Annotated in this window: 24 protein-coding genes; 15 read left to right on the top strand and 9 right to left on the bottom strand. The window is 73.1% G+C overall.

Features of this window, described 5'->3' with window-relative positions; translation table 11 throughout:
- Positions 1-41: 41 nt before the first annotated feature.
- Together MICAU_RS16220 and MICAU_RS16215 are read left to right on the top strand one after the other, a co-directional pair.
- Positions 42-692: a GntR family transcriptional regulator gene (locus MICAU_RS16220; RefSeq protein ID WP_036311809.1), complete on the top strand. Its 651-nt coding sequence runs from the start codon at positions 42-44 to the stop codon at positions 690-692.
- A complete protein-coding gene (locus MICAU_RS16215) occupies positions 689-1,972 on the top strand; it encodes an MFS transporter (protein WP_013286412.1) in 1,284 nt (427 codons plus the stop codon). Before MICAU_RS16220 ends, MICAU_RS16215 begins: the two co-directional genes overlap by 4 nt.
- Positions 1,973-2,010: 38 nt before the next feature.
- Here MICAU_RS16215 and MICAU_RS16210 read toward each other — a convergent pair whose 3' ends face one another.
- The gene (locus tag MICAU_RS16210; RefSeq protein ID WP_013286411.1) at positions 2,011-2,424 is read right to left on the bottom strand and encodes a hypothetical protein; all 414 of its coding nucleotides are present in this window, start codon (positions 2,422-2,424) and stop codon (positions 2,011-2,013) included.
- Between the two features lie 139 nt (positions 2,425-2,563).
- Between MICAU_RS16210 and MICAU_RS16205 the strand changes: the two genes are divergently transcribed.
- The 5 genes from MICAU_RS16205 (at position 2,564) to MICAU_RS16185 (ending at position 7,426) form a co-directional block, all read left to right on the top strand.
- A complete protein-coding gene (locus MICAU_RS16205) occupies positions 2,564-3,652 on the top strand; it encodes an S-(hydroxymethyl)mycothiol dehydrogenase (RefSeq protein ID WP_013286410.1) in 1,089 nt (362 codons plus the stop codon).
- Entirely contained in the window at positions 3,649-4,278 is a 630-nt protein-coding gene (locus MICAU_RS16200; protein ID WP_013286409.1) for an MBL fold metallo-hydrolase, read from the top strand. Before MICAU_RS16205 ends, MICAU_RS16200 begins: the two co-directional genes overlap by 4 nt.
- 137 nt (positions 4,279-4,415) lie before the next feature.
- A complete protein-coding gene (locus tag MICAU_RS16195) occupies positions 4,416-5,516 on the top strand; it encodes a DUF3626 domain-containing protein (protein ID WP_013286408.1) in 1,101 nt (366 codons plus the stop codon).
- A gap of 220 nt (positions 5,517-5,736) precedes the next feature.
- Positions 5,737-6,462, top strand: coding sequence for a hypothetical protein (locus tag MICAU_RS16190; RefSeq protein WP_030275023.1), 726 nt, complete (start codon positions 5,737-5,739; stop codon positions 6,460-6,462).
- Between the two features lie 412 nt (positions 6,463-6,874).
- Positions 6,875-7,426, top strand: coding sequence for a hypothetical protein (locus tag MICAU_RS16185; protein WP_013286406.1), 552 nt, complete (start codon positions 6,875-6,877; stop codon positions 7,424-7,426).
- 51 nt (positions 7,427-7,477) lie between these two features.
- Here MICAU_RS16185 and MICAU_RS16180 read toward each other — a convergent pair whose 3' ends face one another.
- Together MICAU_RS16180 and MICAU_RS16175 are read right to left on the bottom strand one after the other, a co-directional pair.
- Entirely contained in the window at positions 7,478-8,395 is a 918-nt protein-coding gene (locus tag MICAU_RS16180; protein ID WP_013286405.1) for an alpha/beta hydrolase family protein, read from the bottom strand.
- Complete coding sequence (locus tag MICAU_RS16175; RefSeq protein WP_013286404.1) at positions 8,392-8,733, bottom strand: hypothetical protein; 342 nt, start codon at positions 8,731-8,733, stop codon at positions 8,392-8,394. The genes MICAU_RS16180 and MICAU_RS16175 overlap by 4 nt, the downstream gene beginning before the upstream one ends.
- 71 nt (positions 8,734-8,804) lie before the next feature.
- Here MICAU_RS16175 and MICAU_RS16170 point away from each other — a divergent pair, with 71 nt between their 5' ends.
- Entirely contained in the window at positions 8,805-9,362 is a 558-nt protein-coding gene (locus tag MICAU_RS16170; RefSeq protein ID WP_013286403.1) for a helix-turn-helix domain-containing protein, read from the top strand.
- Here MICAU_RS16170 and MICAU_RS16165 read toward each other — a convergent pair.
- Positions 9,335-10,789, bottom strand: coding sequence for an MFS transporter (locus MICAU_RS16165; protein WP_013286402.1), 1,455 nt, complete (start codon positions 10,787-10,789; stop codon positions 9,335-9,337). The genes MICAU_RS16170 and MICAU_RS16165 overlap by 28 nt on opposite strands.
- Before the next feature lie 71 nt (positions 10,790-10,860).
- Positions 10,861-11,097, bottom strand: a complete 237-nt coding sequence (locus MICAU_RS16160; protein ID WP_013286401.1) for a hypothetical protein — start codon at positions 11,095-11,097, stop codon at positions 10,861-10,863.
- A 143-nt stretch (positions 11,098-11,240) separates the two neighbouring features.
- On the opposite strand from MICAU_RS16160, the gene MICAU_RS16155 reads away from it, so the two are divergent.
- The gene (locus tag MICAU_RS16155; protein WP_013286400.1) at positions 11,241-12,377 is read left to right on the top strand and encodes a geranylgeranyl reductase family protein; all 1,137 of its coding nucleotides are present in this window, start codon (positions 11,241-11,243) and stop codon (positions 12,375-12,377) included.
- A 43-nt stretch (positions 12,378-12,420) separates the two neighbouring features.
- Here MICAU_RS16155 and MICAU_RS16150 read toward each other — a convergent pair whose 3' ends face one another.
- Positions 12,421-13,455, bottom strand: a complete 1,035-nt coding sequence (locus MICAU_RS16150) for an NAD(P)-dependent alcohol dehydrogenase (protein ID WP_013286399.1) — start codon at positions 13,453-13,455, stop codon at positions 12,421-12,423.
- Between the two features lie 95 nt (positions 13,456-13,550).
- On the opposite strand from MICAU_RS16150, the gene MICAU_RS16145 reads away from it, so the two are divergent.
- Positions 13,551-13,736: a hypothetical protein gene (locus MICAU_RS16145; protein ID WP_135240224.1), complete on the top strand. Its 186-nt coding sequence runs from the start codon at positions 13,551-13,553 to the stop codon at positions 13,734-13,736.
- A 37-nt stretch (positions 13,737-13,773) separates the two neighbouring features.
- On the opposite strand, the gene MICAU_RS16140 is transcribed toward MICAU_RS16145, so the two are convergent.
- Positions 13,774-15,564 carry a bifunctional metallophosphatase/5'-nucleotidase gene (locus tag MICAU_RS16140; protein WP_013286397.1) on the bottom strand — a complete coding sequence of 597 codons (1,791 nt, stop codon included), beginning with the start codon at positions 15,562-15,564 and terminating at the stop codon, positions 13,774-13,776.
- A gap of 150 nt (positions 15,565-15,714) precedes the next feature.
- Between MICAU_RS16140 and MICAU_RS16135 the strand changes: the two genes are divergently transcribed.
- Positions 15,715-16,617, top strand: coding sequence for an SDR family oxidoreductase (locus MICAU_RS16135; protein ID WP_013286396.1), 903 nt, complete (start codon positions 15,715-15,717; stop codon positions 16,615-16,617).
- 87 nt (positions 16,618-16,704) lie between these two features.
- Here the strand turns inward: MICAU_RS16135 and MICAU_RS16130 are convergent, their stop codons facing one another.
- Positions 16,705-17,355, bottom strand: a complete 651-nt coding sequence (locus MICAU_RS16130) for a nucleotidyl transferase AbiEii/AbiGii toxin family protein (RefSeq protein WP_013286395.1) — start codon at positions 17,353-17,355, stop codon at positions 16,705-16,707.
- Positions 17,352-17,678 (bottom strand): hypothetical protein, encoded by a 327-nt coding sequence (locus MICAU_RS16125; RefSeq protein ID WP_013476750.1) that lies wholly within the window; start codon positions 17,676-17,678, stop codon positions 17,352-17,354. The genes MICAU_RS16130 and MICAU_RS16125 overlap by 4 nt, the downstream gene beginning before the upstream one ends.
- Positions 17,679-18,561: 883 nt before the next feature.
- Here MICAU_RS16125 and MICAU_RS16120 point away from each other — a divergent pair.
- The 4 genes from MICAU_RS16120 to nrfD all read left to right on the top strand — a co-directional run bounded on the left by MICAU_RS16120 (position 18,562) and on the right by nrfD (position 24,987).
- On the top strand, positions 18,562-19,149 hold the full coding sequence (locus MICAU_RS16120; protein ID WP_013286393.1) for a hypothetical protein: 588 nt from the start codon (positions 18,562-18,564) through the stop codon (positions 19,147-19,149).
- Between the two features lie 300 nt (positions 19,150-19,449).
- The gene (fdh, locus tag MICAU_RS16110) at positions 19,450-22,773 is read left to right on the top strand and encodes a formate dehydrogenase (RefSeq protein ID WP_013286392.1); all 3,324 of its coding nucleotides are present in this window, start codon (positions 19,450-19,452) and stop codon (positions 22,771-22,773) included.
- Positions 22,766-23,809 carry a 4Fe-4S dicluster domain-containing protein gene (locus MICAU_RS16105; RefSeq protein WP_013286391.1) on the top strand — a complete coding sequence of 348 codons (1,044 nt, stop codon included), beginning with the start codon at positions 22,766-22,768 and terminating at the stop codon, positions 23,807-23,809. The genes fdh and MICAU_RS16105 overlap by 8 nt, the downstream gene beginning before the upstream one ends.
- Positions 23,806-24,987, top strand: a complete 1,182-nt coding sequence (gene nrfD, locus MICAU_RS16100) for an NrfD/PsrC family molybdoenzyme membrane anchor subunit (RefSeq protein WP_013286390.1) — start codon at positions 23,806-23,808, stop codon at positions 24,985-24,987. Before MICAU_RS16105 ends, nrfD begins: the two co-directional genes overlap by 4 nt.
- The last annotated feature ends 18 nt before the right edge of the window (positions 24,988-25,005 follow it).

Below are 25,005 nucleotides of genomic sequence, written 5' to 3'. Positions count from 1 at the left end.
GCGCCGGGCCGGCGGGCGGCCGGCGGAGCAAGCTTAGATACATGACGCATCCCAGCCGGACCGCGCCGTCCGCCGCCGAGCGGGCGTACCGGCACCTCAAGCAGGCCATCCTGGAACAGGTCTACCCGGGCGGCCAGCTCGTCAGCGAGGGCGAGGTCGCCGAGGCGACGGGGGTGTCCCGCACCCCGGTCCGGGAGGCGCTGCTGCGGCTGGAGACCGAAGGGCTGGTCAAGCTCTACCCGAAGCGCGGCGCGCTGATCCGGCCGGTGTCGGCCCGGGAGATCGCCGACGTGATCGAGGCCCGCCGCCTGGTCGAACTGCACGCCGCCGACCGGGTCTGGCCGCGCCGCGCCGAGCTGCGCGCCGACCTGGCCCGCTGGCTGGACGAGATGCGCCGCGCGCACGCCGCCGGTGACATCACCACCCTGATGGCCGCCGACCGCTCGTTCCACGCCGCAGTGGTCGAGGCCGCCGGCAACGAGATCCTCGCCGAGCTGTACCACCGGCTGCGCGACAGGCAGCTCCGCATGGGCGAGGCGAGCTTCCGGCTCTCACCCGGCTGGGCCGAGGTCGCCCTCACCGAGCACGCCGGCCAGCTCGCCGCGCTCGACGGCGACGACCCGCAGGCCTGGCACGACGCGGTCGCCGCGCACATCGACACCGCCGCGCGGATGCTCGGGACGCTGCGGTGAACGCGGGTCGCCGCCCCGCCGCCCTGGTGTACGCGGTGGCCGTCACCGCCTATCTGACGGCCGTGTTCCACCGCAGCTCCCTCGGCGTGGCGGGGGTCGACGCGGCGGAGCGCTTCCACATCAACGCCGCCGCGCTCGCCACGTTCTCCGTCGCCCAGCTCGCCGTCTACGCCGCCATGCAGGTGCCGGTCGGGGTGCTGCTGGACCGCTACGGCTCACGCCGGCTGCTGCTTGCCGGCGGCGCGCTCATGGTGGCCGGGCAGCTCCTGTTCGCGGTGGCCGGCGATGTACCGGCCGCCGTCGCCGCCCGGGTGCTCGTCGGTCTCGGCGACGCCATGACCTTCATCAGCGTGCTGCGCATCGTCGCGTTCTGGTTCCCCGGCCGGCGCAACCCGCTCCTGGTGCAGCTCACCGGCACCGTCGGCCAGTTCGGTGCGGTGCTCGGCGCCGTACCCCTGGTGCTGCTGCTGCACCGCGCGGGCTGGACCCCGGCGTTCCTGACCGCCGCGGCGCTCGGCGCCACGGTGGTGCTGCTGGTCCTCGTCGCGGTACGCGACACCCCGCACGCCGAACACGCCACCGCGCTCGCCCCCGACCTGCCTACCGTACGGCGGCAGCTCGCCGACGCCTGGGCGCAGCCCGGCACGCGGCTGGGCCTGTGGACGCACTTCGTCACCCAGTTCTCCGGCGCGGTGTTCGCGCTTCTGTGGGGGTACCCGTTCCTCGTGCAGGGGCAGGGGTTCTCGCCGACCGCGGCGGCCGGGATGCTCACCCTGATGACAGTGGTGACGCTCGTGTGCGGGCCGGTGATCGCGCACCTGTGCTCGCGCCACCCGTTCCACCGCTCGGTGGTGGTCTTCGCGATCACCGCCACCACCGCCGGGGTGTGGGCGGTGGTCCTGGCCTGGCCCGGCCGCGCGCCGCACTGGCTGCTGGTGGCGCTTGTGGTGGTGCTCGCCGTGAACGGACCCGGCTCGATGATCGGGTTCGACTACGCCCGCACGTTCAACCCGGTGCACCGCATCGGCAGTGCCACCGGCATCGTCAACGTGGGCGGCTTCGTCGCTTCGATCGCGCTGATCCTGGCCGTCGGCGTAGTGCTCGACCTGGCCACCCCGGCCGGGAGGGACGCGCCGCCGCTGTCCGCGTTCCGCTGGGCGTTCGCCGTGCAGTTCCTGCTCTGGGCGCTCGGCGCGGCGCAGGTGCTGCGCTACCGCAACGCCGCCCGCCGCCGCCTCGCCGACGAGCGGGCCGCCGCTGCGGTGCCGGCGGCGGCCTGAGTACGCGGGCGGCCGGGCGCGGTTTCGGCGCGGCCGGCTCAGGGCCGGTGCCGCACCAGCGAGTCGAGCACCAGGGTCAGCCCCGCGCCGACCAGCCACACGTCCTTGGCCAGGCCGATGCCCTCCTGGCTCGGCCGCAGACTGGTGCCCTCGCGCATGCCCGGCGTCTTCAGGTAGAGCTGCACCAGACCCGCGCCGAACGCGGTGAGCGCGGCTCCGGCCAGCAGCGACGGGACGAACGGGGCGAGCAGCGCCGCGCCGAGCGCGACCTCGCCCCGGGACAGCAGCACGGCGAACCGGTCCGGCGGGATCTGCCGCAGCTGCGGCATCGCGCCGGCCGCCATGCCGTGCATGCCCGCGGCGGCCTCACCCTCCAGGCCCCGCTTGCCCAGCCCGGAGTTCAGGATGTACGCGCCGATGGCGACCCGCAGCGGCGCATGCGACAGCCTCATGATCACTCCCGTCCCACCTGGTAGAACCGGCACACCGGGTACCCGGTCATGACCAGGACAATCCGGCGGCCTTCATTGGTTCGCGGGTCATGATCAGCGGTAGGTTCTGGGTGCAGATGCACGCAACGAAGGAGGCACCGTGAGCCAGGAAGTCCGGGGAGTCGTGTCGCGGCGCAAGGGCGCGCCCGTGGAGGTCACCACCATCGTGGTGCCGGACCCGGGGCCGGGCGAGGCGGTGGTCCGCATCCAGTCGTGCGGCGTCTGCCACACCGACCTGCACTACCGCGAGGGCGGCATCAACGACGACTACCCGTTCCTGCTCGGCCACGAGGCCGCCGGCATCGTGGAGCAGGTGGGCGACGGCGTCACCGACGTGGCGCCCGGCGACTTCGTGGTGCTCAACTGGCGCGCGGTCTGCGGGCAGTGCCGGGCCTGCCGGCGCGGCCGCCCGTGGTACTGCTTCGCCACCCACAACGCGACGCAGAAGATGACGCTCACCGACGGCACCGAACTGACGCCCGCGCTCGGCATCGGCGCGTTCGCCGAGAAGACGCTCGTCCACGCCGGGCAGTGCACGAAGGTCGACCCGTCGGCCCGGCCGGCGGCGGTCGGCCTGCTCGGCTGCGGCGTGATGGCCGGTCTCGGCGCGGCCATGAACACCGGCAACGTGACCCGGGGCGACTCGGTCGCGGTGATCGGCTGCGGCGGCGTCGGCGACGCGGCGGTGGCCGGCGCGGCCCTGGCCGGCGCGACCACGATCATCGCGGTGGACACCGACTCCCGAAAGCTCGACTGGGCGCGCAAGTTCGGCGCCACCCACACCGTCAACGCCTCCGAGGACGACGCGGTGGAGGCCATCCGCGCGGCCACCGGCGGCTTCGGCGCCGACGTGGTGATCGACGCGGTCGGCCGCCCGGAGACGTGGAAGCAGGCGTTCTACGCCCGCGACCTGGCCGGCACCGTCGTGCTGGTCGGCGTGCCGACCCCGGAGATGACAGTCGACCTGCCGCTGCTGGACGTCTTCGGCCGCGGCGGCGCGCTCAAGTCCAGCTGGTACGGCGACTGCCTGCCCAGCCGCGACTTCCCGATGCTGACCGAGCTGTACCGGCAGGGCCGGCTGGACCTGGACGCGTTCGTCACCGAGGAGATCGCCCTCGACCAGGTCGAGGAGGCGTTCGCCCGGATGCACCACGGCGACGTGCTGCGCTCGGTGGTGGTCTTCCCGTGACCGCCCGCGTCGACCACGCCGTCACCTCCGGCACGTTCTCGCTCGACGGCCAGACGTTCGACGTGGACAACAACGTCTGGGTGATCGGTGACGACTCGGAGTGCGTCGTCCTCGACGCGCCGCACGACGTGGCGGCCGTCCGCGAGGTGATCGGTGACCGGCGGGTGCTGGCGATCATCGCCACCCACGCCCACGACGACCACGTCCGGGTCGCGCCCGAGCTGGCCCGGGCCACCGGCGCGCCGGTGCTGCTGCACCCGGCCGACCGGGTGCTGTGGGACATGGTGCACCCGGGCACGGCCCCGGACGGCGACCTCACCGACGGGCAGACGTTCGCCGTCGGCGGCACCACGCTGCGGGTGCTGCACACGCCCGGCCACAGTCCCGGCGCGTGCAGCCTGTACGCCCCCGACCTGGGCGCGGTCTTCACCGGCGACACCCTGTTCGCCGGTGGACCGGGCGCGACCGGGCGGTCGTACAGCGACTTCGGCACCATCGTCGAGTCGATCCGTACCCGGCTGCTCACGCTGCCGCCGGAGACGGTGGTGCACACGGGGCACGGCGACGACACCACGATCGGGGCCGAGGCGCCGCACCTGGACGAGTGGATCGCCCGGGGCCACTGAGGACCGAACACCCGCGCGGGCCCGGCCGGAGCAGTCCGGTCCGGGCCCGCGGCGTCTCCCGGCCCGTCCGCGCGCCGGCGGGCGTCCGTCCGCTTCGGACGGCACCGAAACCGTGTGGCCGGGCGAGGTCCCGTCCGGTGATACTCGGGCCCGTGTCCGTCGCCACACTCACCGCCGCCCAGTCCGCCGCGCTGCGCCACGTCCGCGACGTCGCGCTGCGCGACCGCCCGGCGGCGCTCGCCGTCATCGCCCGCCACCTCGCCGCCTCCGGCGCCAGGTACCGGTACGAGGAGGTCGTCGCCGCGGTGACCGGGTACGGGCGCCTGAATGTCAACTTCCACCCCGACCGGGTGCTGCGGGACGGCCGCACAGTGGTCGAGGCGCTGGACGAGGAGGGCGTCTACCGCAGCCAGTTCGAGACCGGCATCTCCAACGGCGGGCTGACCGCGTACCCGGGCGGCGACCGGGACGTCTGGGAGCAGGCGATGTTCGGCGGCGCGTACCAGCGTCCCGGCGTGCTCCCCACGGAGCGCCCGAAGTACGGCGGCCTGAACCTGCTCGACCACGCCGACGGCGCGTGCCCCCGGTTCGGTTCGTGTCACCTGCGGCTGCGCCCGGAGGTGCTGGCCCGGGCGACGTTCAGCTTCGGTGACAGCCACATCGAGCCCACCGAGTTCGGCACCGTCGACGTCTTCGAGCCGGTGTTCGCGGCGGTGCTGACCGCCACCGCCGGTACCGGCGTCGCCCTGGGCGTGGCCGGCATGGACACCGGCACGCTGCTGCGGACGCTGCTGCGCCGCCGGGAACGGGAGTCCGGGCGGGTCGGCCGGGCGTTGGACGACTACATCGAGGCGCAGGTGCACGGCGAGATCAGCTTGGCCCGCGACGTCGAGGCGCTCGTGGTCGACCCGTCGTTCCGCGGCACCGACGTGGGGCGCCGCCTGGAGGGCATCGCCGCGCGGCACGGCGTGGCGCTGCGCTTCCACCCCGGCTTCGTGCTGCCCGTCGACGCCGTGGACGCCGAGTTCCGCGGCCCGGACATCCCGCCGCTGGCCGTACGGGTCGCCGCCGAGTTCGCCCGCCCGGGGGAGCCGCTGCACGCCGCGCTCGTCGGGCGCGCCGCCGCCTCGGTGGTACGCGAGCCGCAGCGCTGGGCCGACCGGGGGCCGGCCGCGGTGACGCTTCAGCACCTCAAGCAGCTCTGGCACGTGCTGGTCCGGTTCGGCGTTCCGGCCTGATCATCCCTTTTCGTCCCGTCCGCCGCGCTCCGGCAGCCGCTGCCCGGAATCGCGGGTGACCTGGACCGCAGCCTCGGCCCTGCCCGGCATTTCCGGAATGACCGACACTGCGGGCTGGTTGTGTCCCCCGTACCGCCGGAAGCCAAACACCTACCCGGCGGTAGTCCCTCGAGGGGCGCTCACCCCGGAGCGCGTCGTAACGATCGAAAGGGCAACCATCGTGAAGCAGCACTTCACTCGATGGCTCCCCGCCATCGCGAAGACCGCCGTCGCGAAGACCGCCGCCGTCACCCGTAACCGCCGTGCCGCGCTGAGCGTGGCGGGTGTGGCAGTCCTGGGCGGCCTGGCCGTCGGCCCCGTCGCCGTGGCCGCGCCCGTGACCAGCGGGCCGCACGCCGGCGCCAAGGCCGCGATCGACCTGGCCACCGGCAAGAAGACCTCCACCGAGGCGGTCAAGCCCGGCCAGACCACCGGCCTGGACAAGGTGCCGACCCGGGCCGACCGGCCGGCCAAGGAGAAGCTCGTGCCACACGGCGTCGAGGGCGCGCAGTCGCGCATCCCGCTCGACGACGCGCAGCTCGACAACGCCAAGGCCATCGTCGAGGCGGCCAAGGAGACCGGCGTGGGGGAGCGGGGCGCCGTGATCGGCGTCGCGACCTCGCTCCAGGAGTCGAAGCTGTACAACCTGGGTCACCTCGGCGCGTACAACGACCACGACTCGGAGGGCCTGTTCCAGCAGCGCCCGTCGTCCGGTTGGGGCACGTCCGAGCAGATCACCGACCCGGAGTACTCCAGCAAGGCGTTCTTCAACGCGCTGAAGAACGTGGGCGGCTGGCACGAGCTGCCGCTGACCACCGCCGCGCAGACGGTCCAGGTGTCCGCCTACCCGTACGCGTACGCGCAGTGGGAGGAGCAGGCGGCGGACATCGTCCAGCAGGTCTGGTGACCCGACACCCGTAGCGAACGGCCGGCCCTTCCGGGGCCGGCCGTTCTCGCACGGAGCAGGCCCGGCCCTCGCCGATCTTGGAGTTGTGGCACCTCGCAGACCTCGTGAAACCAGACATCCTGGGCGCCACAACTCCAAGATCGACGGGGCGGTGGGGACTGTGCGCGCCGTGTCCGGTTCGGCTGTGGTGGGCGGCACCTGGTGGGCGGAATCGGGGGTGGGCGGATGGCGTTGTAACCCGGTGCGCGACCGGAGCGGCGCCGCCGAGCGCCCCCCGGGAACAACCCCGGGCTGCCGGTCGTTGCTTATGCACCCGGCACGCCCCGCGCTGCCGGATCCCCCCGAGAAACCTGAGCGCCTGACGGTGCCCACGCATCCCCCCGGATGCGTCGACCCCCGAACGGAGCCCACCATGAACACGATCCTGCGCAAGAGCATCCTCGGTATCGCCGGTCTGGCCTTCACCGGTGGCGTGTTCGCCGGTCCGGTCGCCGCCCACGCGGCGGACACCGCCAAGCCGGCCGCCGTCGCGGTCCAGGGCGTGAGCCCGCAGGGCGCGCAGTCGCACGTGGACCTGAACGACGAGCAGCTCGCCAACGCCAAGGCCATCATCGCGGCCACCAAGAAGGCGGGCCTGCCCGAGCGCGCCGCGGTCATCTCGATCGCCACCGCGCTGCAGGAGTCGAAGCTGGAGAACCTGGGTCACCTGGGTGACCGCAACGACCACGACTCGCTGGGCCTGTTCCAGCAGCGGCCGTCCAGCGGCTGGGGTACGCCGGAGCAGATCACCGACCCCGAGTACTCGACGCTGGCGTTCCTCAAGGGCCTCAAGCAGGTCGACGGCTGGCAGGACATGCCGCTGACCGAGGCCGCGCAGACCGTGCAGGTCAGCGCCTACCCCGACGCGTACGCGCAGTGGGAGAAGCAGGCCGCCGAGATCGTCGCCGAGCACTGGAACAAGTAAGACCTGACGAAAGGCCGGTACCCGATCCGGGTGCCGGCCTTTCGCGTGCCCTCAGCCGCTGTGCGCGGCGAGCCACGACAGCACCGGCTCGACCACCGACGGGTCCAGCGGCTGCTTCGCCTCGTCCCGGTACGCCCGCAGCGACGGCGGACCCGGCCGGCGGCGCAGCACGTGGGTGACGTCCGGCAGCACCCCGGTCTGTACGGGCCCGCCCGCGTGCGCGGCGATGACCGGCAGGTCCGCCGGATCGGTCTGGAGATCCTTGTCGCCGGTGAGCGCGAGGATCGGCGCGTCGACGCGGGCCAGGTCCGGCCGGGGGTCGTAGCGCAGGAACTCCCGGAACCAGCGGGCGTTGAGCCGCTGCCCGCCGAACCACGCCACGTCCTTGTCGGTGGCGAGGATCTTCTCGTGGTTGCGGGCCACCTTCGCCACCAGGTCGGTGCGGGTGAGCCGGAGGACGAGGCGTACCGGCGCGGGCAGGGTGGGCAGCAGCAGCCCGGCCTGCCGGCGCAGGACCTCGGCGCCGGTGCGCCCGGGCGCGGAGAGCAGGACCAGGCCGGCCACCGGTACGCCGCGCGCGGCGAGCGCGACAGCGGTGAGCGCGCCCTCGCTGTGCCCGACCAGGAACAGCCGCCCGGCGTCCACGGCCGGGTCGTCGCGCACCGCGGCGAGCACGGCGGCCGCGTCGTCGACGTTGTCGTGGAAGCCGGTACGCAGGAACTCGCCGCTGCTCTCGCCGACGCCCCGCCTGTCGTACCGGGCGACAGCGATCCCGGCGCCGGTCAGCGCGGCGGCCAGGTGCCGCTGGATGCCCAGCGGCAGGCGGCGGTGGTCGCCGTCGCGGTTGATCGGCCCGGAGCCGGGCAGCAGCAGCGCCAACGGATGCGGTCCGGCGCCGTCGGGCAGCGTGAGCGTGCCGGACAGTCGCTGCCCGGCCGAGTCGACGGCGAGCGGACGGTCGACCGTCACGGCAGCACCGCCGCGGCCAGGGCGGAGGCGTCGTCGGCGCCGATGAGCAGGGAGTCGTACGCCTGGCCGGTGAGGGTGATGCGGACGGCCGGCTGGCCGCCGCGGACGCTGACGAACTCCTTGCCGGCCCTGCCGCGCCAGGTGCCGACGTTGCGCGTGCCGGGGACGCCGAGGCCGGGCGCCCGGATGCCGCGGGTGGCGCGCGCCCCGTCCGGTACGACGACGGCGCCGCTGACGGCGGAGCGGGGGAACGACAGGTCGCCGCGCAGCGCCCAGACCTTCTCGGCGGTGGTGAGCCGGACGTCGATGCGGTCGGGGGTGAGGTCGATGGTGGCCATCGGCGAACTCCTCGCTTCTGTTATCGTTGCTGAGAACATTACCGGAGGCGATAACAAAAAGGGGAGCCACTGTGGCACTCGACACCGTGGAGCTGCTGCTGCACCCGGTCCGGCTGCGCATCGTCCAGGCGTTCCTGGGTGGCCGCACGCTCACCACCACCGACCTGCGCACCGGACTGAGCGACGTGCCACCGGCCACGCTCTACCGGCAGGTCGCCACGCTCGCCGACCACGGCGTCCTGCACACGGTGGGGGAGCGGCGGGCTCGCGGCGCGGTCGAGCGCAGCTACCGGCTCAACGAGGCCGCCGCGTCGGTCGACCCGGACGAGGCCCGGTCCATGAGCCCGCAGCGACACCGCCAGGCGTTCCTCACCTTCGTCGCGGGCCTGCTCGCCGACTTCGACGGCTACCTCGACCGCGGCGACGCCGACCTGGCCCGCGACGTGGCCGGCTACCGGCAGAACGCGTTCCACGCCACCGACGCCGAGACCGCCGAGTTCGTCACCCGGTTACGCGACCTGTTCGCCGAGTACGCGGCTCTCGGCCCCGGGCCCGGCCGCACCCGGCGGCTGCTCACCACAGTCCTGCTGCCCGCCGCCGATCAGGAGCGGCCCGCGGACCGCCGGTGACCGAGCACTATGTCCGCCACGGCGGCGCCGAGCGCCAGCACGATGATCCCGGCGGCGAGCAGCAGTGAGTGGCGGAACGCCGTACTCCAGTCGCCGCGGTCGTCGGCGATCGTCGAGAAGAACAGCGCGCCCACCGCGGCGATGCCGGCGGCCGATCCGATCCGCTGCCCGGTCTGGAGCATCCCGGCGCCGCTGCCGGCCATCGGCACCGGCACCTCGGACAGCGTGAGCGTCTGGTTCGGCGCGATCACCAGGCCGCTGCCCAGCCCGGCGACGAGCAACGGCAGCGCGGTCCGCAGCGGCACGTTGTCGTGCGGACCGCCGGCCAGCACCAGGTCGGTCGCGATCAGCCCGGCCACCACGGCCAGCAACCCGATCGCGACGAGCGGACGGCCGTAGCGGGTGACCACCCGGCCGCCGAGCGCGGAGGCGAGCGCCGAACCGAGCGCGAACGGGGTGATCGCCAGACCGGCCACGAGCGCGCTGTAGCCGAGCCCCATCTGGAGGTAGAGCGTGAAGATGAAGAAGATCGCGGTGAACCCGGCGAAGTAGATCAGCCCGATCAGCGCGCCCAGCGTGTACGAGCGCACCGTGAACAGCCGCAGGTCGAACAGCGGCTGGGCGCGCCGGGCGTACCGGTGCTCCCAGAGCGCGAACCCGGCGAGCAGCAGCAGGCCGGCGGGGATCAGCAGCCACTTGCCCGGGCCCCGCCACTGCTCCCGCTGCACAAGCGGCAGCAGGATCACCGTGAATCCGGCGCCGAGCAGCAGCACGCCGAGCGGGTCGAGCCGCCCCCGTCCGGCGGGGTTGGTGGGCCGGGCCGGCATCAGCCGCCAGCCGAGCAGCATCGCCACGATCCCGACCGGGATGTTCACGAAGAACACCCACCGCCAGCCGTGCTCGGCGCCGCCGAGCTGGATGAGCAGCCCGCCGAGCAGCGGACCCACGGCGGTGGAGATGCCGATCGTCGCGCCCAGCAGCCCGAACGCCCGGCCCCGGTCCGCGCCCCGGAACAGCTCCTGGATCATGCCACTGACCTGGGGGTTCACCACACCGGCGGCGGCGCCCTGGACGAGGCGGGCGACGACCAGCCACTCCGGCGAGCGCGCCAGCCCGGCCAGCGCGCTGGTCAGCGTGAACAGCCCCACCCCGACCACGAACGCGGTACGCCGCCCGCGCGCGTCACCGAACCGCCCGGCCGGCACCAGCACCAGGCCGAACGTCAGCGCGTACCCGGACAGCACCCACTGCAGATCGCTCGGCGTGGCGTGCAGCGCCCGGTCGATCGACGGCACCGCGACGTTGACGATGCTGACGTCCAGCAGCGTCATGAACGCCGCGATCAGGCCGACGCTCAGCGCGCGCCAGCGGCGCCGGCCGTCGTACCCGGTGTCAGGCACCGGCGTCGACGACCGGCCCTCGCTCATCGTGCCCCCCACAGACCGTCGATCACCCGACTCCGATCGCTACCCGGTGCCCGGTGGGGCAAACGACTCGATCACGCCATCTGGCGCGCGCACCACCGGGGTCCGAAGTCCAGGCCGGACATCGGGGAGTCCTCGCGGTGCAGCAGCCCCCGCTCGGTGAGCGAGTGCAGCGGCTCGCGCAGCTCCTCCTCGGTCATCCCGGTCTCCTGGGCGATCAGGTCCGGGTAGGGGACGTGTCCCTGCACCTCCAGCGCGGACACCGCCTGGTAGACCCGTTCCTCGACCGCAGACAGCTGGACCTGAGGCATCGCTTCCCTCCTCGGCGTGGACCGCCCGACCCGCGGACGGCCGGCGACCGGCGGTTACCCGGACGGGCCGCGATGATGCGCACCCGTTCGACTGTCGTACCGGGCGGCGAGGCACGGCGGTGCCCTAGGCTGCACCCGTGATCATGGATCTCGTCGTGGTCGGCGGCGGGCCCGCCGGACTCTCCGCCGCGCACGCCGCGGCCCGGGCCGGCGTGCGCACGCTCGTGGTCGAACGGGCCACCCACCCCCGTTACAAGACCTGCGGCGGCGGCCTGATCGGCACGTCGCTGGCCGAGGTCGCCGGCCGCGTCGAGGTGCCCGCCCACGACCGGATCGGCCGGGTCACGTTCACCCGGGACGGGCGACGCGCGTTCACCCGCCGGCACCCCGCGCCGCTGGTCACCATGATCCGCCGGGAGGAGTTCGACGACCGGCTGCGCGCCGCCGCCGTCGCCGCCGGGGCGCAGGTCCGCGAGGGCGTCGCGGTCCGCGCGATCGAGCAGGACCCCGACGAGGTACGCCTGCGCCTGGCCGGCGGTGAGACGGTACGCGCCCGTACCGTCATCGGCGCGGACGGCTCGTCCGGCGTGACGGCACGCCACGTCGGGGTGCGCTTCCGGCAGGTCGACCTCGGGCTGGAACTGGAGCTGCCGGTGGACGCCGCCGAACGGGACCGCTGGCGCGGCCGGGTGCTGCTCGACTGGGGGCCGCTGCCCGGCTCCTACGCCTGGGTGTTCCCGAAGGGCGACCGTCTCACTGTGGGTGTCATCTCCGCCCGGGGCGACGGCGACCGCACCCGCGCCTACCTGCGCGACTTCACCGACCGGCTCGGCCTGTCCGGGATGACCCCGGAGCACGACTCCGGTCACCTGACCCGCTGCCGCACCGGGGACTCCCCGCTGCGGCACGGCCGGGTGCTGGTCGCCGGGGACGCCGCCGGGCTGCTGGAACCGTGGAGCCGCGAGGGGATCAGCTACGCGCTGCGCTCGGGCCGGCTGGCCGGGGAGGCGGTGGCCGCCGGTGACCTCGACGCGTACGCCCGGGAGGTCGACCGGCGGCTGACGCCGGAGATGCGCGCCGGGCACCGGCTGCTGGAGGTGTTCGAGCGGCGGCCCGACGTGTTCCACGCGATGCTGGCCAGCCCGCCCGGCTGGCGGATGTTCGTCCGGTTCTGCCAGGGCCGGGCGAGCTTCGCCGAGGTGCTCGACCGGCGGCCGGTACGGGCCGCGCTGGCGATGCTCGACCGCCTGCCCGCGAAGGTACGGTCAGTGGCCGGTTGACCGGGCGCCGTGCCGGTGTTCCCGCACCACTGAGCGCCCCGCGTCAGGGGACGATGACCGCCCGCCCTCGCACCTCGCCCCGGCGCAGCGCCTCGTACGCCTGCGGCGCCTCCGCGAGGGGGAACGTGTGCACGTCGGCGTGCAGCCGGCCGTCGCGGGCCAGCGCGATCACCTCGTGCAGTTCGGCCCGGGTGCCCCAGAACGGCACCACCACACCGGTCTCCAGCGGCACCGGGGGCGGCTCGTCGGCGACCGGGCGCACCGGCAGCGTGCCGCCGGCCAGGCCCACCAGCAGGATCTGGCCGCCGGTGGCGACGACCTGCCGGGCGGTGTCCAGCGTGGGCTGCGCGCCGACGAAGTCGAGCACCACGTCCGCGCCGTCCGGCGCCGGTCCGACCAGTTCGCGGATCTTCTCCACCGCGTCCGGGCCGGCCTGCACCGTGTGGTGCGCGCCGAGGCGGCCGGCCAGGTCCAGCGCGGCGGTGTTGGTGTCCACCGCGATGATCCGTACCGCTGTGGTGGCGAGCAGGATCTGCAACCCCATGTGCCCCAGGCCGCCGATGCCGATCACCACGCAGGAGGTGCCGGGTCGCAGCCGGGGCCGCGCCAGGTCCACCGCGTGGTACGGCGTCAGCCCGGCGTCGGTGAGCGGCGCCGCCTGGGTCAGGTCCATGTCGCCGACCGGCAGCAGCCGGGACGCGGGCACCACCACGTACTCGGCCAGCCCGCCGTCGCGGCTGAGCCCGATGCCGCCGACCGGGATGACCCGGCAGCGGTTCTCCTCGCCCCGCAGGCAGGCCCGGCACCGGCCGCAGCCGATGATCCCGTAGACGGCGGCCCGGTCGCCGGGCGACCAGCCGTCCACGCCGGGGCCGACCGTGTCGACGGTGCCGGCGATCTCGTGACCGAGCGTCATCGGGATCGGGAACACGCCCGCCGGGGCGTCGAGGATGTGCAGGTCGGAGTGGCAGGCGCCGACCGCGCCGACGCGCAGCAGCACCTCACCCGGGCCGGCCTGCGGCGTGGGCACCTCCGTGTGCTCCAGCACACCGGGTGCGGTCATCCGTACTGCGCGCATGTCTCCTCCACCTCGTCGCCGACGGTCGACGCGGCGGCATACCCGTGCCGTGGCGGTTGATGCGGAGACGGGACGGGTGGGCGCACAATGCGGTCATGAGCGAGCCGGCCGAGTCGTTCACCGACGAGGAGTACGCGTTCCTGCGGCACGTCCGCTTCGGCGAACTGCCCGCCCGGGTACGCCCGGAGGAGCGGGTCGAGTCCGCCGAGACCGAGTTCCCGCCGGACCGGCCGGACCCGGTCGGCGGGGAGTCGGAGTGGCACCTGCGCGCGGGCGGCTGACGGGGCCCGGACACCGCCGGGCCCCGCCGCCTCACGGTCAGAAGACCGGCACGCCGTCGCGGACCAGCTTCCAGTTGGGTACGAAGAAGTCGGCCGGGTCGATGACGCCCTTGGCCTGCGCCCAGTCGATGAGCAGCTGGCGGATCTCCTGCTGGGCGTTGTAGACCTGGGTCTTCACGATGCCCGGGAAGTTGCCGCCGCCGCTGCGCCGGTAGTTGTTCACCGCCACCACGAACCGGGCGTCCGCCGCGACCGGGGTGTCGGTGCCGGCCAGCACCAGGCGGGTGATCCGCTGGCCGACCGGCTTGGCGATGTCGATGTCGTAGTCGACGCCGGAGAACACGTCGTAGTTGTAGTCCGGCACCGCCGGGTCGCTGATCGTCTCCGGGTTCACCGGCGCGCCCGCCGGCAGCGTGACGAAGTACTTCGCCGAGTACTCCAGGTACGCCTTCACCTCGGCGCCGGTCAGCACGACCGCCTCCAGCGTGTTGTCGTACACGTAGAGGCCCGCCACGTCGCGGATGCGCACGTCGCCCTGCGGGAACACCGCGGTACGGCTGAACGGCGCGGCGATGGACAGCACCGGCAGGCCCGCGTACTCGCCGCCGGCGAGCGCCTCGGTGACCACCTCGGTCTGGACGTGGTTGATGAAGTCCAGGATCGGGGTGTCCTTGTACCGCGACTCGGCGGCCGACAGCTCCACGCTCGACTGGGCGACGACCCGGTTGACGTACTCGACGGTCTTGGTGTGCTGGCCGCGCACGGCCGCGAGCACCGCCGGGTCCTCGACCACGGTGTTGGTGTTCAGCGTGGTGGCCGACTTGGCGGTGACCCTCCAGCGGCCCTTCTCCCGGGTCAGCGTGAAGTCCATCCGGGTCAGCCGCTGGCCCCACTTCGACGGCTCCGAGGTGAGGACCCGCTCGCCGGTGGTGAGGTTGGTGACGAACTTCTCCGGCACCTCGTTGTGCGCGTGGCCGAACAGGATCGCGTCGATGCCGGGGACCTGCTCGGCGATCAGCGCGGTCGGGTTCTCGTTCGGCAGCTCCGGGCCGTAGCTGGAGGTGCCGCTGTCGCCGCCGTGGGCGGAGATGACGACCAGGTCGGCGCCGCGGCGGCGCATCTCCGGCACCCATTTCGCGGCGGTGGCGACCATGTCGGCGAAGACCAGGCGGCCCTCGACGTTGCCCTTGTCCCAGATGGCCACGCCGGGGTTGGTCAGGCCGAGGATGCCCACGCGCAGCTTCGGCGCGCCGTGCCCGCCGAGCTTGATCTCCTTGATCACGTACGGGAGGAACGCCGGCTTGCCGGTCTTCGCGTTGAGCGCGTTCGCGGCCAGCGCCGGGAAGCCGAGCTGCTCGATCCAGGTCGCCAGCAGCGGCAGGCCGTAGTTGAACTCGTGGTTGCCGAGCGTCACCGCGTCGTACTTGAGGATGTTCATGGCGCGGGCCATCGGGTGCGTCTCGCCGGTGCTGGTGATCGGCTCCTGCTTGGCGTAGTACGTCGCAAGCGGCGTGCCCTGGATGGTGTCGCCGGCGTCCAGGACCAGCGTGGCCCTGCCCTTGCGCTCGGCGCGGATCTGGTTGACCAGGGTGGCGAGCTTCGCGACGCCGACGTCGTTGTGCTTGCTGTCGTCGAACTCGGCGTCCTTGTAGTAGTCCCAGTTGTAGACGTTGCCGTGGGTGTCAGACGTGCCGAGGATCGTCAGGTCCCAGGTCTTCGGCTGCTTCGGCTTCGCCTCGGCGGGCGCGCCGGCCAGCAGGGGAGCGGTCGCGGCGGCGGCCGCGACGGCCAGCACCTGGCGCCGGGAGGCGCCGGAGGAGGAAGTCATGGAGGTGCCTTTCCAATGGGGGTACGCGCCTCGTGGGCGCCGTTGCGCACCATAACCACCACATGTCACCTGCGCCACACCGGCCCGAATCGTTTCCCTTCCGGTCACAGGCTGCTGTTTTCCCGCCCGTCACCGGGGTAGGGCGCATCCATGAGCGAGGACCAGTTCACCCAGCAGCACCCGGCCGAGCAGTACGGACAGCAGGAGGGCCAGCCGTCGCAGCAGCAGACGCCGCCCGGCAACGAGCAGGAGATGGGGCCGAAGCCCGACCACGGCGAGGAGTCGTACCGGGGCAGCGACCGGCTCACCGGCAAGCGCGCCGTCATCACCGGCGGTGACTCCGGCATCGGCCGGGCCGTGGCCATCGCCTTCGCCCGCGAGGGCGCCGACGTGCTCGTCACGTACCTCGCCGACGAGGAGGAGAAGGACGCCCGGGAGACGGTCGCCCTGATCGAGCAGGCCGGGCGCACCGGCGTCGCGGTCCGGTGCGATCTGCGCGAGGAGGCCAACTGCCGCGCCCTGGTCGACCAGGCCGTCCGCGACCTCGGCGGCGTCGACATCCTGGTCAACAACGCGGCGTACCAGATGTCGCAGGACAACGGCCTGCTCGACATCACCACCGAGCAGTTCGACCGGGTCTTCAAGACCAACGTGTACGCCATGTTCTGGCTTTGCAAGTTCGCGGTGCCGCACATGAAGGAAGGCTCGACGATCATCAACACGTCGTCGATCCAGGCGTTCGACCCGTCGCCGCAGCTGCTCGACTACGCCACCACCAAGGCCGCCATCGCCAACTTCACCAAGGCGCTCGCGCAGAACCTGGCCGACCGGGGCATCCGGGTCAACGCGGTCGCGCCCGGCCCGATCTGGACGCCGCTGATCCCGGCCACCATGCCGGAGGAGAAGGTCAAGCAGTTCGGCACCGACACGCCGCTGGGCCGTCCCGGTCAGCCGGCCGAGCTGGCGCCCGCGTACGTCTACTTCGCCTCGCAGGAGTCCAGCTACGTCACCGGCGAGATCCTCGGCGTCACTGGCGGCCGCCCGACGAAGTGAGCCGTCGTCCGGTCCGGCTTTTCCCGTTCTGGCTCGCTGGCCCGTGCCGGCCGCCTGGTCCCGCCCCCGGTCGTCTGGTTCCGCCGCTCAGCGGGGCCAGACGGCCATCCGGCGGCGCACCTCGGCGATGCGTGGCGCGTCCAGGCCGTAGCGGGTGAACCGGCGGTCGGCCAGCCCGTCGAGGTAGCGGCCCGCGGCGCGCACGTCCTCGTCGTCCAGCGCCGGGTCGACCTGACGGGCCAGCTCCAGCAGCTCCGCGACCGTGTACCGGTCCAGCGCGGCGGAGACGTCGATGTAGTCGCGTACCTCCCGCCGGTTCACCAGCGCCGCGGTCTTGTTGGCGATCAGGTCGCGGACGTCCATGACCGGGCCGAGGTCCATCACCACCGGGCTGCGGTGCCGGTCCAGGCGGGCCAGGCTCAGGCGGATCTGCCGGCCGTCCCGGCTCACCACGAAGTCCCGCAGGTCCCGGTCGAATCCGTCGAACACCTCGCCCAGCCCGCCCGGGTCCACCTCGGCCACCCGGTAACCGGCCCGCTCCAGCGCCGCGCGTACCCCGTCGGCCGCCGCCGCTGCGGCGCCCTCCACGTCGGCGAACAGGTCGACGTCCTCGGTGGGGCGGGTGACCAGGCCGTGTACGGCCCACGCCACCCCGCCGCCGAGCACGAAACGGTGCGGGCCGGCCGCGGCCAGCGCCACCCGGGCCACCTGCCGGTAGAAGTCGTGCGGATGGGTCACGCGGCGCGCAGGCTCCGGTGCCGGCCCTCCCAGGCCAGGCGTACGCCCCGGGGCAGGTTGAGCAGCGGCCACAGCCGACGCAACGTGCCCGCGTGGATCAGCTCGCGCAGATCCTCCACCCGGGTCGTCTCCCGCAGCACGTTTTCGTACATCCAGAGCAACTCGTCCGGGTCGCCCAGGTCGAACGCGCGTTCGCTGCTCCACATGAGGCGTACCGGCAGCTCGACGATGCCGGTGGTGGGACCGGTCAGCTCGTCCAGGGTGCGCGCCACCACGGCGGGTCGCCCGGGACGGGCGAGGTACGCGTGCGCGCTGACCGACATGGCATCAGGGTAACCCCAACCCGGCCCAACACCCCCCGCCCTTCCCGCCCCCACCCCGTCGATCATGAAGTTGACGGCGTGCGGCGCCCGTTTCGTCCCCGCCAACTTCATGATCGACCGCTGCATCCTCGCTACCTGTTCGCCTTGTTCGCCTAGCGCGGCACTCCGCCGGAGATCTTGGAAGATTCGGGCCCCTATGGCGGCCGTTTCCTTCCAAGATCTCCCACGGTGGCGCGTGCGCCAACGCCGGCGCACGGGCCCCGGCGTTCCGCCGACGAGAGATCTTGGTACGCAACGGCCCTCATGGGGGCACTTTCGTACCAAGATCTCCATCCGGCAGTGCGGACGCCGCCGCGAGCATGCCCGATCATGACGTTGGCTGCGACAAACCGGACACCGTGTGCCGTCAACCTCATGTTTGACGGGGCCAGGTGAGTCCAGGCAGAGGACGGGGCCGGGATCGGATCGGGCCGGGACGGAACGGAACGGACGGATGTTGAGGCTGGGCGGGACGCCGGAGGACCAGGGGATGGTTCGGGGGCGGTGTCCGGGCTGCGTCGGGTGTCGGGTTTCGGGGTGGTGGGGGACACCCGGCTGGCGGAATCGTGGGCGGGGCCGGGGCGTTATACCTGGTGAACGACCGCAGCAGCACCCCCGGCAGCACGCGAGCGCGGGTGGCAGGGGCCGGGAATGCATCCTGGGCCGGCGGTCGTTGTGGATGTCTCCGGCGCCACCCAGCCGAACCTCGCACGCCACCCCCGGGCGTGCTGCGGGCCGCGTGTGAGCAGGACGCCGGATCCCCCCGAGAACCTTTCTTGAGCGCCTGACGGTGCCCACGCACCCCACCCCCGGGTGTGCGTCGACCCCCGAATGGAGCCCCCTCATGAACACGATCCTGCGTAAGAGCATCCTCGGTATCGCCGGTCTGACCGTCGCCGGTGGCCTCGCCGCCGGCCCCCTCAACCACGACAGCACCCCCACCGCCCGGGACGCGGCCGTCACCACCACTCAGGCCGCCGCGAAGCTCGACACCGCCACACTCATCCCGCACGGCGTGCAGGGCACCCAGTCCCACATCGACCTGAACGACGAGCAGACCGCCAACGTCAAGGCCATCATCGCCGCCACCAAGAAGGCCGGCATGGACGAGCGTGCCGCTGTCGTGTCGATCGCCACGGCGCTGCAGGAGTCGAAGCTGGAGAACCTCGGCCACCTCGGTGACCGTAACGACCACGACTCGCAGGGCCTGTTCCAGCAGCGCCCCTCCTCCGGCTGGGGCACGGTCGAGCAGATCACCGACCCCGAGTACTCCACCACCGCGTTCCTGAAGGGTCTGAAGCAGGTCGACGGCTGGCAGGACATGCCGCTGACCAAGGCCGCCCAGACCGTCCAGGTGTCGGCCTACCCGGACCACTACGCCCAGTGGGAGCAGCAGGCCGCCGACCTCGTCGCCCAGCACTGGAACAGCTGACCCGGCGGTGACCGGGGTCACGACGAACGAGCGGAAGAACCGTGACCCCGGTACCGTTGTGCAGAGCGTCGGTGTGTTCAGTGTCCCCGGGCCTCACCTAAATTGCCTTCGCGGAATACCGTTCGGCTGGAGCCGCGTCGCGCCACTCGCCGAGAGGCGACATGCACACCGACGCCCAGAGCCGCCCCGGCCATCCGGCCGGGGCGGCTCTGTCTGTGGGCTCGAGTCGCACGCCCCGGGCCGCTGGCCTAGGGTTACTGGCAGAGGTGAGCCGTTCTCGACGGAGAGGGGGGTGCCCGGATGGGTTTCAAGACGTTCATCCAGGGGTGGCCGGTCTACCGGCAACTCACCGGCACCGACCCGCTCGGTCGCGGCGCCGCCGCCCAGTCGGCGCGCTCCGCCGGCCTGACCGCCCGCACCGAGACCGCCGACGGCATGGCCCGCTCGGTCTGCCCGTACTGCGCGGTCGGCTGCGGGCAGCGCGTCTTCCACTCCGACGGCCAGGTCACCCAGATCGAGGGCGACCCGGACAGCCCGATCTCGCGCGGCCGGCTCTGCCCGAAGGGCTCGGCCAGCAAGAGCCTGGTGACCAGCCCGCTGCGCCAGACCACTGTGCGCTACCGCCGGCCGTACGCGACCGAGTGGGAAGACCTGGACCTCGACGTCGCGCTCGACATTATCGCCGACCGGATCCTCGCCGCCCGCGCGGAGACCTGGGAGGACGTCGACGACGAGGGCCGCCCGCTGAACCGGACGCTGGGCATCTCCAGTCTCGGCGGCGCGACGCTCGACAACGAGGAGAACTACCTCATCAAGAAGCTGTTCACGGCGATGGGGGCACTCCAGATCGAGAACCAGGCCCGTATTTGACACTCCGCCACCGTCCCCGGTCTGGGGACCAGCTTCGGTCGCGGCGGCGCCACGGACTTCCAGCAGGACCTCGCCAACGCTGACGTCATCGTCATCCAGGGCTCGAACATGGCCGAGGCCCACCCGGTGGGCTTCCAGTGGGTGATGGAGGCGAAGAAGCGCGGCGCGAAGGTCTTCCACGTCGACCCGCGGTTCACGCGTACCAGCGCGCTCGCCGACACGTACCTGCCGATCCGGGCGGGCACCGACATCGCACTGCTCGGCGGCGTGGTGCGCTACATCCTGGAGAACGAGCTGGACTTCCGGGAGTACGTGCTGGCGTACACGAACGCGGCCAACATCGTCAGCGAGCAGTTCGTCGACACCGAGGACCTGGACGGCCTGTTCTCCGGCTACAACCCGGACACCGGCTCGTACGACCACGCGAGCTGGCAGTACGAGGGGCAGGAGGACAACGCCAAGGTCCGGGGCACCGGCAAGGAACGCGACTCGGCCTCCGGGCTGGAGCACGAGTCGCACGGCGAGCCGGTGCCGGCGCAGGCCCCGCGGGACGAGACGTTGCAGCACCCGCGCTGCGTCTACCAGATCCTGAAGCGGCACTTCTCCCGCTACACCCCGGAGATGGTGGCCCGCGTGTGCGGCATCCCGGAGGAGAAGTTCCTCGAACTGGCGCGCGCCTGGACGGAGAACTCGGGCCGGGAGCGCACCGGCGCGCTCGTCTACTCGGTCGGCTGGACGCAGCACAGCGTCGGCGTGCAGTACATCCGCACCGGCTCGATCATCCAGACGCTGCTGGGCAACATGGGCCGCCCGGGTGGCGGCATCCTGGCGCTGCGCGGGCACGCCAGCATCCAGGGCTCGACCGACATCCCGACGCTGTTCAACCTGCTGCCCGGCTACCTGCCGATGCCGCACCACGCCGACCACCCGACGTTCGACGAGTGGGTGGACAGCATCCGGCACCCGGGCCAGAAGGGCTTCTGGGGCGACTCGCGGGCCTTCGCGGCGAGCCTGCTCAAGGCGTACTGGGGTGACGCGGCGACGCCGGAGAACGACTTCTGCTACGGCTACATGCCCCGGATGACCGGCGACCACGGCACGTACCAGCAGGTCCTGAACATGATCGACGGGAAGGTGAAGGGCTACTTCCTGCTCGGCCAGAACCCGGCGGTCGGCTCGGCGCACGGCCGCGCTCAGCGTCTCGGCATGGCCAACCTGGACTGGCTCGTCGTCCGCGACCTGTTCATGATCGAGAGCGCCACGTTCTGGAAGAACAGCCCGGAGGTCGCCACCGGCGAGATCGTGCCGGAGGAGTGCCGCACCGAGGTGTTCTTCCTGCCGGCGGCCTCGCACGTGGAGAAGGAGGGCACCTTCACCCAGACGCAGCGGCTGCTGCAGTGGCGGGAGAAGGCCGTCGACCCGCCGGGCGACGCCCGCTCCGAGCTGTGGTTCTTCTACCACCTGGGCCGGGTGCTGCGGGAGAAGCTGGCCGCCTCCACCGAGCGCCGGGACCGGGCGCTGCTGGACCTGACCTGGGACTATCCGACGCACGGTCCGCACGCCGAGCCGAGCGCCGAGGCGGTGCTCAAGGAGATCAACGGGTACGAGGTGGCGACCGGCCGCCTGCTGAACGCGTTCGGCGAGGCCCGCGACGACGGCTCCACCGCGATCGGCTGCTGGATCTACTCCGGCGTGTACGCCGACGGCGTCAACCAGGCGGCCCGCCGCCGGTCCCGCCACGAGCAGGACTGGGTGGCGGCCGAGTGGGGCTGGGCGTGGCCGGCGAACCGGCGCACGCTCTACAACCGCGCCTCCGCCGACCCCGAGGGCCGGCCGTGGAGCGAGCGCAAGAAGTACGTCTGGTGGGATCCGGACGCCGGCGAGTGGACCGGGTACGACGTGCCGGACTTCGAGAAGACGAAGCCGCCGTCGTACCGGCCGCCGGAGGGCGCGTCGGGCCCGGCGGCGCTCGCCGGTGACGACGCGTTCGTCATGCAGGGCGACGGCAAGGCGTGGCTGTACGCGCCGAGCGGCGTCCTCGACGGTCCGCTGCCGACGCACTACGAGCCGGCCGAGTCGCCGATGCGCAACCCGCTCTACGGTCAGCAGGCCAACCCGACCCGCAAGATCTACGAGCATCCGATCAACCGGATGAACCCGAGTCCGCCGGAGCCGCACAGCCAGGTCTTCCCGTACGTGTTCACGGTCAGCCGTCTCACCGAGCACCACACGGCCGGTGGGATGAGCCGTACCGTGCCGCGCCTGGCCGAGCTGCAGCCGGAGATGTTCGTCGAGGTGTCCCCGGAACTGGCCGGCGAGATCGGGCTGGCCCACCTGGGCTGGGCGCACCTGATCAGCGGACGCGCGGTGATCGAGGCGCGGGTGCTGGTCACCGACCGGCTCACCCCGCTGCGGGTGGACGGCCGGATCATCCACCAGGTCTGGCTGCCGTACCACTTCGGCACCGAGGGTCTGGTCACCGGCGACTCGGCGAACGATCTGTTCGGCATCACGCTGGACCCGAACGTCCTCATCCAGGAGAGCAAGGTCGGCACCTGCGACGTCCGGCCCGGGCGGCGGCCCACCGGCCCGCCGCTGCTCGACCTGGTCGGCGACTACCAGCGGCGGGCCGGGATGACACCGGACCGCAAGGTGCCGGTGGTGACCACCGACGCGGCCGGCGGGGACGACGCCGCCGGCAGCACCGACGAGCAGTCGGCCGCCGCGCACCAGGACGGGGATCGGGATGCCTGACGCCAACAGCCTGTACGGCCCGCTCGACCCGGCCCCGGACGCGGGCTGGGTCGACGCGCCGCCGCGGATGGGCTTCTTCACCGACACCAGCGTCTGCATCGGCTGCAAGGCGTGCGAGGTGGCCTGCAAGGAGTGGAACGGCGTCCCCGACTCGGGTTTCGACCTGCTCGGCATGTCGTACGACAACACCGGCGCGCTGACCGCGAACTCGTGGCGGCACGTCGCGTTCATCGAGCAGCCCCGCCCGGCCGGGCACCGCACGCCGCCGTTCGCCGGTGACCCGACCGGCCCGGCGACCAGCCCGGCGTCAGCGGCGGCCGGCGCGCTCACCGCTCCCGACACCGGTACGAATCCCGGCCTGCCGCCGGGGCAGCCGGAGGCGGCGGCGCGGATGGCCGCCGGTCCGGAGTTCCTCGGCATGCCCGGCGCCCAGCCGCCCGGGCGGGCCACCGGCCCGGAGAGCCGCACCGACTTCCGCTGGCTGATGATGTCCGACGTGTGCAAGCACTGCACGCACGCGGCCTGCCTGGACGTGTGCCCGACCGGTTCGCTGTTCCGCACCGAGTTCGGCACGGTGGTGGTGCAGGAGGACATCTGCAACGGCTGCGGCTACTGCATCTCCGCCTGCCCGTACGGCGTGATCGACCAGCGCAAGGGCGACGGCCGGGCGTGGAAGTGCACGCTGTGCTACGACCGGATCGGCGCGGGCATGACGCCCGCCTGCGCGCAGGCCTGCCCGACCGAGTCGATCCAGTACGGGCCGCTCGACGAGCTGCGGGAACGGGCCGCCAAGCGGGTCACCGCGTTGCACGAGCGGGGTGTGCCGGAGGCGCGCCTGTACGGCCACGACCCGACCGACGGTGTCGGCGGCGACGGCGCGTTCTTCCTGCTGCTGGACGAGCCGGAGGTGTACGGGCTGCCGCCGGACCCGGTGGTCACCACCCGGGACCTGCCGAAGATGTGGAAGCGGGCCGGGTTCGCCGCCCTGGCCATGGCGGCGGCTACCGTCGCCGCGTTCGTCGGAGGATCGTCGTGAGCCCGGACCGCCCGGTCGGTGACCTGTTCCGCCGCTTCCGCGAACGCCTGTCCGCCGAACAGGAGGACGGCGGCGCCGCCGAGCGGGAGAACGGCAGCCGGGCCACCGCGGCCGGTCCCGGCGTGGGCCGCACCGACGCGGGCTCCCGCGACGCCGGCCTCGCGCCGCATCCGCCCCGCGACGCGGCACCGCGCCGACGCCGGGGCAGGGGCGGCAAGGGCGGTGGGGAGCAGCTCAACGTCCCGCCGGCCGAGTTCACCTCCTACTACGGCCGGCCCATCCTCAAGCCGCCGGTGTGGCGGTGGGACATCGCCGCGTACCTGTTCACCGGCGGTCTCGCCGCCGGCTCGTCGCTGCTCGCGGCGGGCGGGCAGCTCACCGGCCGCCCGGCGCTGCGCCGCGCCGGCCGGGTCAGCGCGCTCGCGGCGGTCGGCGCCAGCACGTACTTCCTGGTGAACGATCTGGGGCGGCCGTCGCGCTTCCACCACATGCTGCGGGTGGCGAAGGTGACCTCGCCGATGTCGGTGGGCACGTGGATCCTCAGCGTGTTCGGCCCGGCCGCTGGGGTCGCGGCGATCGCCGAGGCGGCCCCGCTGCTGCCCGAGCGCGGCGTGCTGGGGCTCGGCCGCCGGCTGCTGCCCCCGGCCGGGCACGCCGCCGGCCTGGTCGCCGCCGTCACCGCGCCGGCGCTGGCCACGTACACCGGGGTGCTGCTGGCGGACACGGCGGTGCCGTCGTGGCACGAGGCGTACCCGGAACTGCCGGCCATCTTCGCGGGCAGCGCGCTGGCCAGCGGCGCGGGTGTCGGGCTGGTGGCCGCGCCCGGCGCGCAGGCCGGTCCGGCGCGGCGCCTCGCGGTCGCGGGCGCGGCGATGGAGCTGTGGGGCTCGCACCGGGTGGAGAACCGGCTCGGCCTGCTCAGCGAGCCCTACACGCAGGGCACACCCGGGAAGCTGCTGCGCGCGGGCCGTGCGCTGACCGCCGCCGGTGTCGTGGGCGCGCTGCTCGGCCGCCGCAGCCGGGTGCTGTCCGCGCTGTCCGGCGGTGCGCTGATCGCCGCTTCGGTGTGCACCCGGTTCGGCATCTTCCACGGCGGGGTCGCCTCGGCGCGCGATCCGCGGTACACGGTGGTGCCGCAGCGCGAACGCGCCGACCGGCGGGCCGCCGAGCAGGACTGAACCTCCCCGGGCGGCCCT

It is taken from the genome of Micromonospora aurantiaca ATCC 27029, assembly GCF_000145235.1.
Lineage (GTDB): Bacteria > Actinomycetota > Actinomycetes > Mycobacteriales > Micromonosporaceae > Micromonospora > Micromonospora aurantiaca.
The sequence above is the reverse complement of the archived record's forward strand: the minus strand, read 5'-3'. Positions and strand labels throughout refer to the sequence as shown.

Excerpts from the sequence above, each read along its gene's own strand:
- MICAU_RS16220 (WP_036311809.1), top strand. The coding sequence starts at position 42 with ATGACGCATCCCAGCCGGACCGCGCCGTCCGCCGCCGAGCGGGCGTAC.
- MICAU_RS16210 (WP_013286411.1), bottom strand. The coding sequence starts at position 2,424 with ATGAGGCTGTCGCATGCGCCGCTGCGGGTCGCCATCGGCGCGTACATC.
- MICAU_RS16185 (WP_013286406.1), top strand. The coding sequence starts at position 6,875 with ATGAACACGATCCTGCGCAAGAGCATCCTCGGTATCGCCGGTCTGGCC.
- MICAU_RS16175 (WP_013286404.1), bottom strand. The coding sequence starts at position 8,733 with ATGGCCACCATCGACCTCACCCCCGACCGCATCGACGTCCGGCTCACC.
- MICAU_RS16165 (WP_013286402.1), bottom strand. The coding sequence starts at position 10,789 with ATGAGCGAGGGCCGGTCGTCGACGCCGGTGCCTGACACCGGGTACGAC.
- MICAU_RS16160 (WP_013286401.1), bottom strand. The coding sequence starts at position 11,097 with ATGCCTCAGGTCCAGCTGTCTGCGGTCGAGGAACGGGTCTACCAGGCG.
- MICAU_RS16155 (WP_013286400.1), top strand. The coding sequence starts at position 11,241 with ATGGATCTCGTCGTGGTCGGCGGCGGGCCCGCCGGACTCTCCGCCGCG.
- MICAU_RS16150 (WP_013286399.1), bottom strand. The coding sequence starts at position 13,455 with ATGCGCGCAGTACGGATGACCGCACCCGGTGTGCTGGAGCACACGGAG.
- MICAU_RS16145 (WP_135240224.1), top strand. The coding sequence starts at position 13,551 with ATGAGCGAGCCGGCCGAGTCGTTCACCGACGAGGAGTACGCGTTCCTG.
- MICAU_RS16140 (WP_013286397.1), bottom strand. The coding sequence starts at position 15,564 with ATGACTTCCTCCTCCGGCGCCTCCCGGCGCCAGGTGCTGGCCGTCGCG.
- MICAU_RS16135 (WP_013286396.1), top strand. The coding sequence starts at position 15,715 with ATGAGCGAGGACCAGTTCACCCAGCAGCACCCGGCCGAGCAGTACGGA.
- MICAU_RS16125 (WP_013476750.1), bottom strand. The coding sequence starts at position 17,678 with ATGTCGGTCAGCGCGCACGCGTACCTCGCCCGTCCCGGGCGACCCGCC.
- MICAU_RS16120 (WP_013286393.1), top strand. The coding sequence starts at position 18,562 with ATGAACACGATCCTGCGTAAGAGCATCCTCGGTATCGCCGGTCTGACC.
- MICAU_RS16105 (WP_013286391.1), top strand. The coding sequence starts at position 22,766 with ATGCCTGACGCCAACAGCCTGTACGGCCCGCTCGACCCGGCCCCGGAC.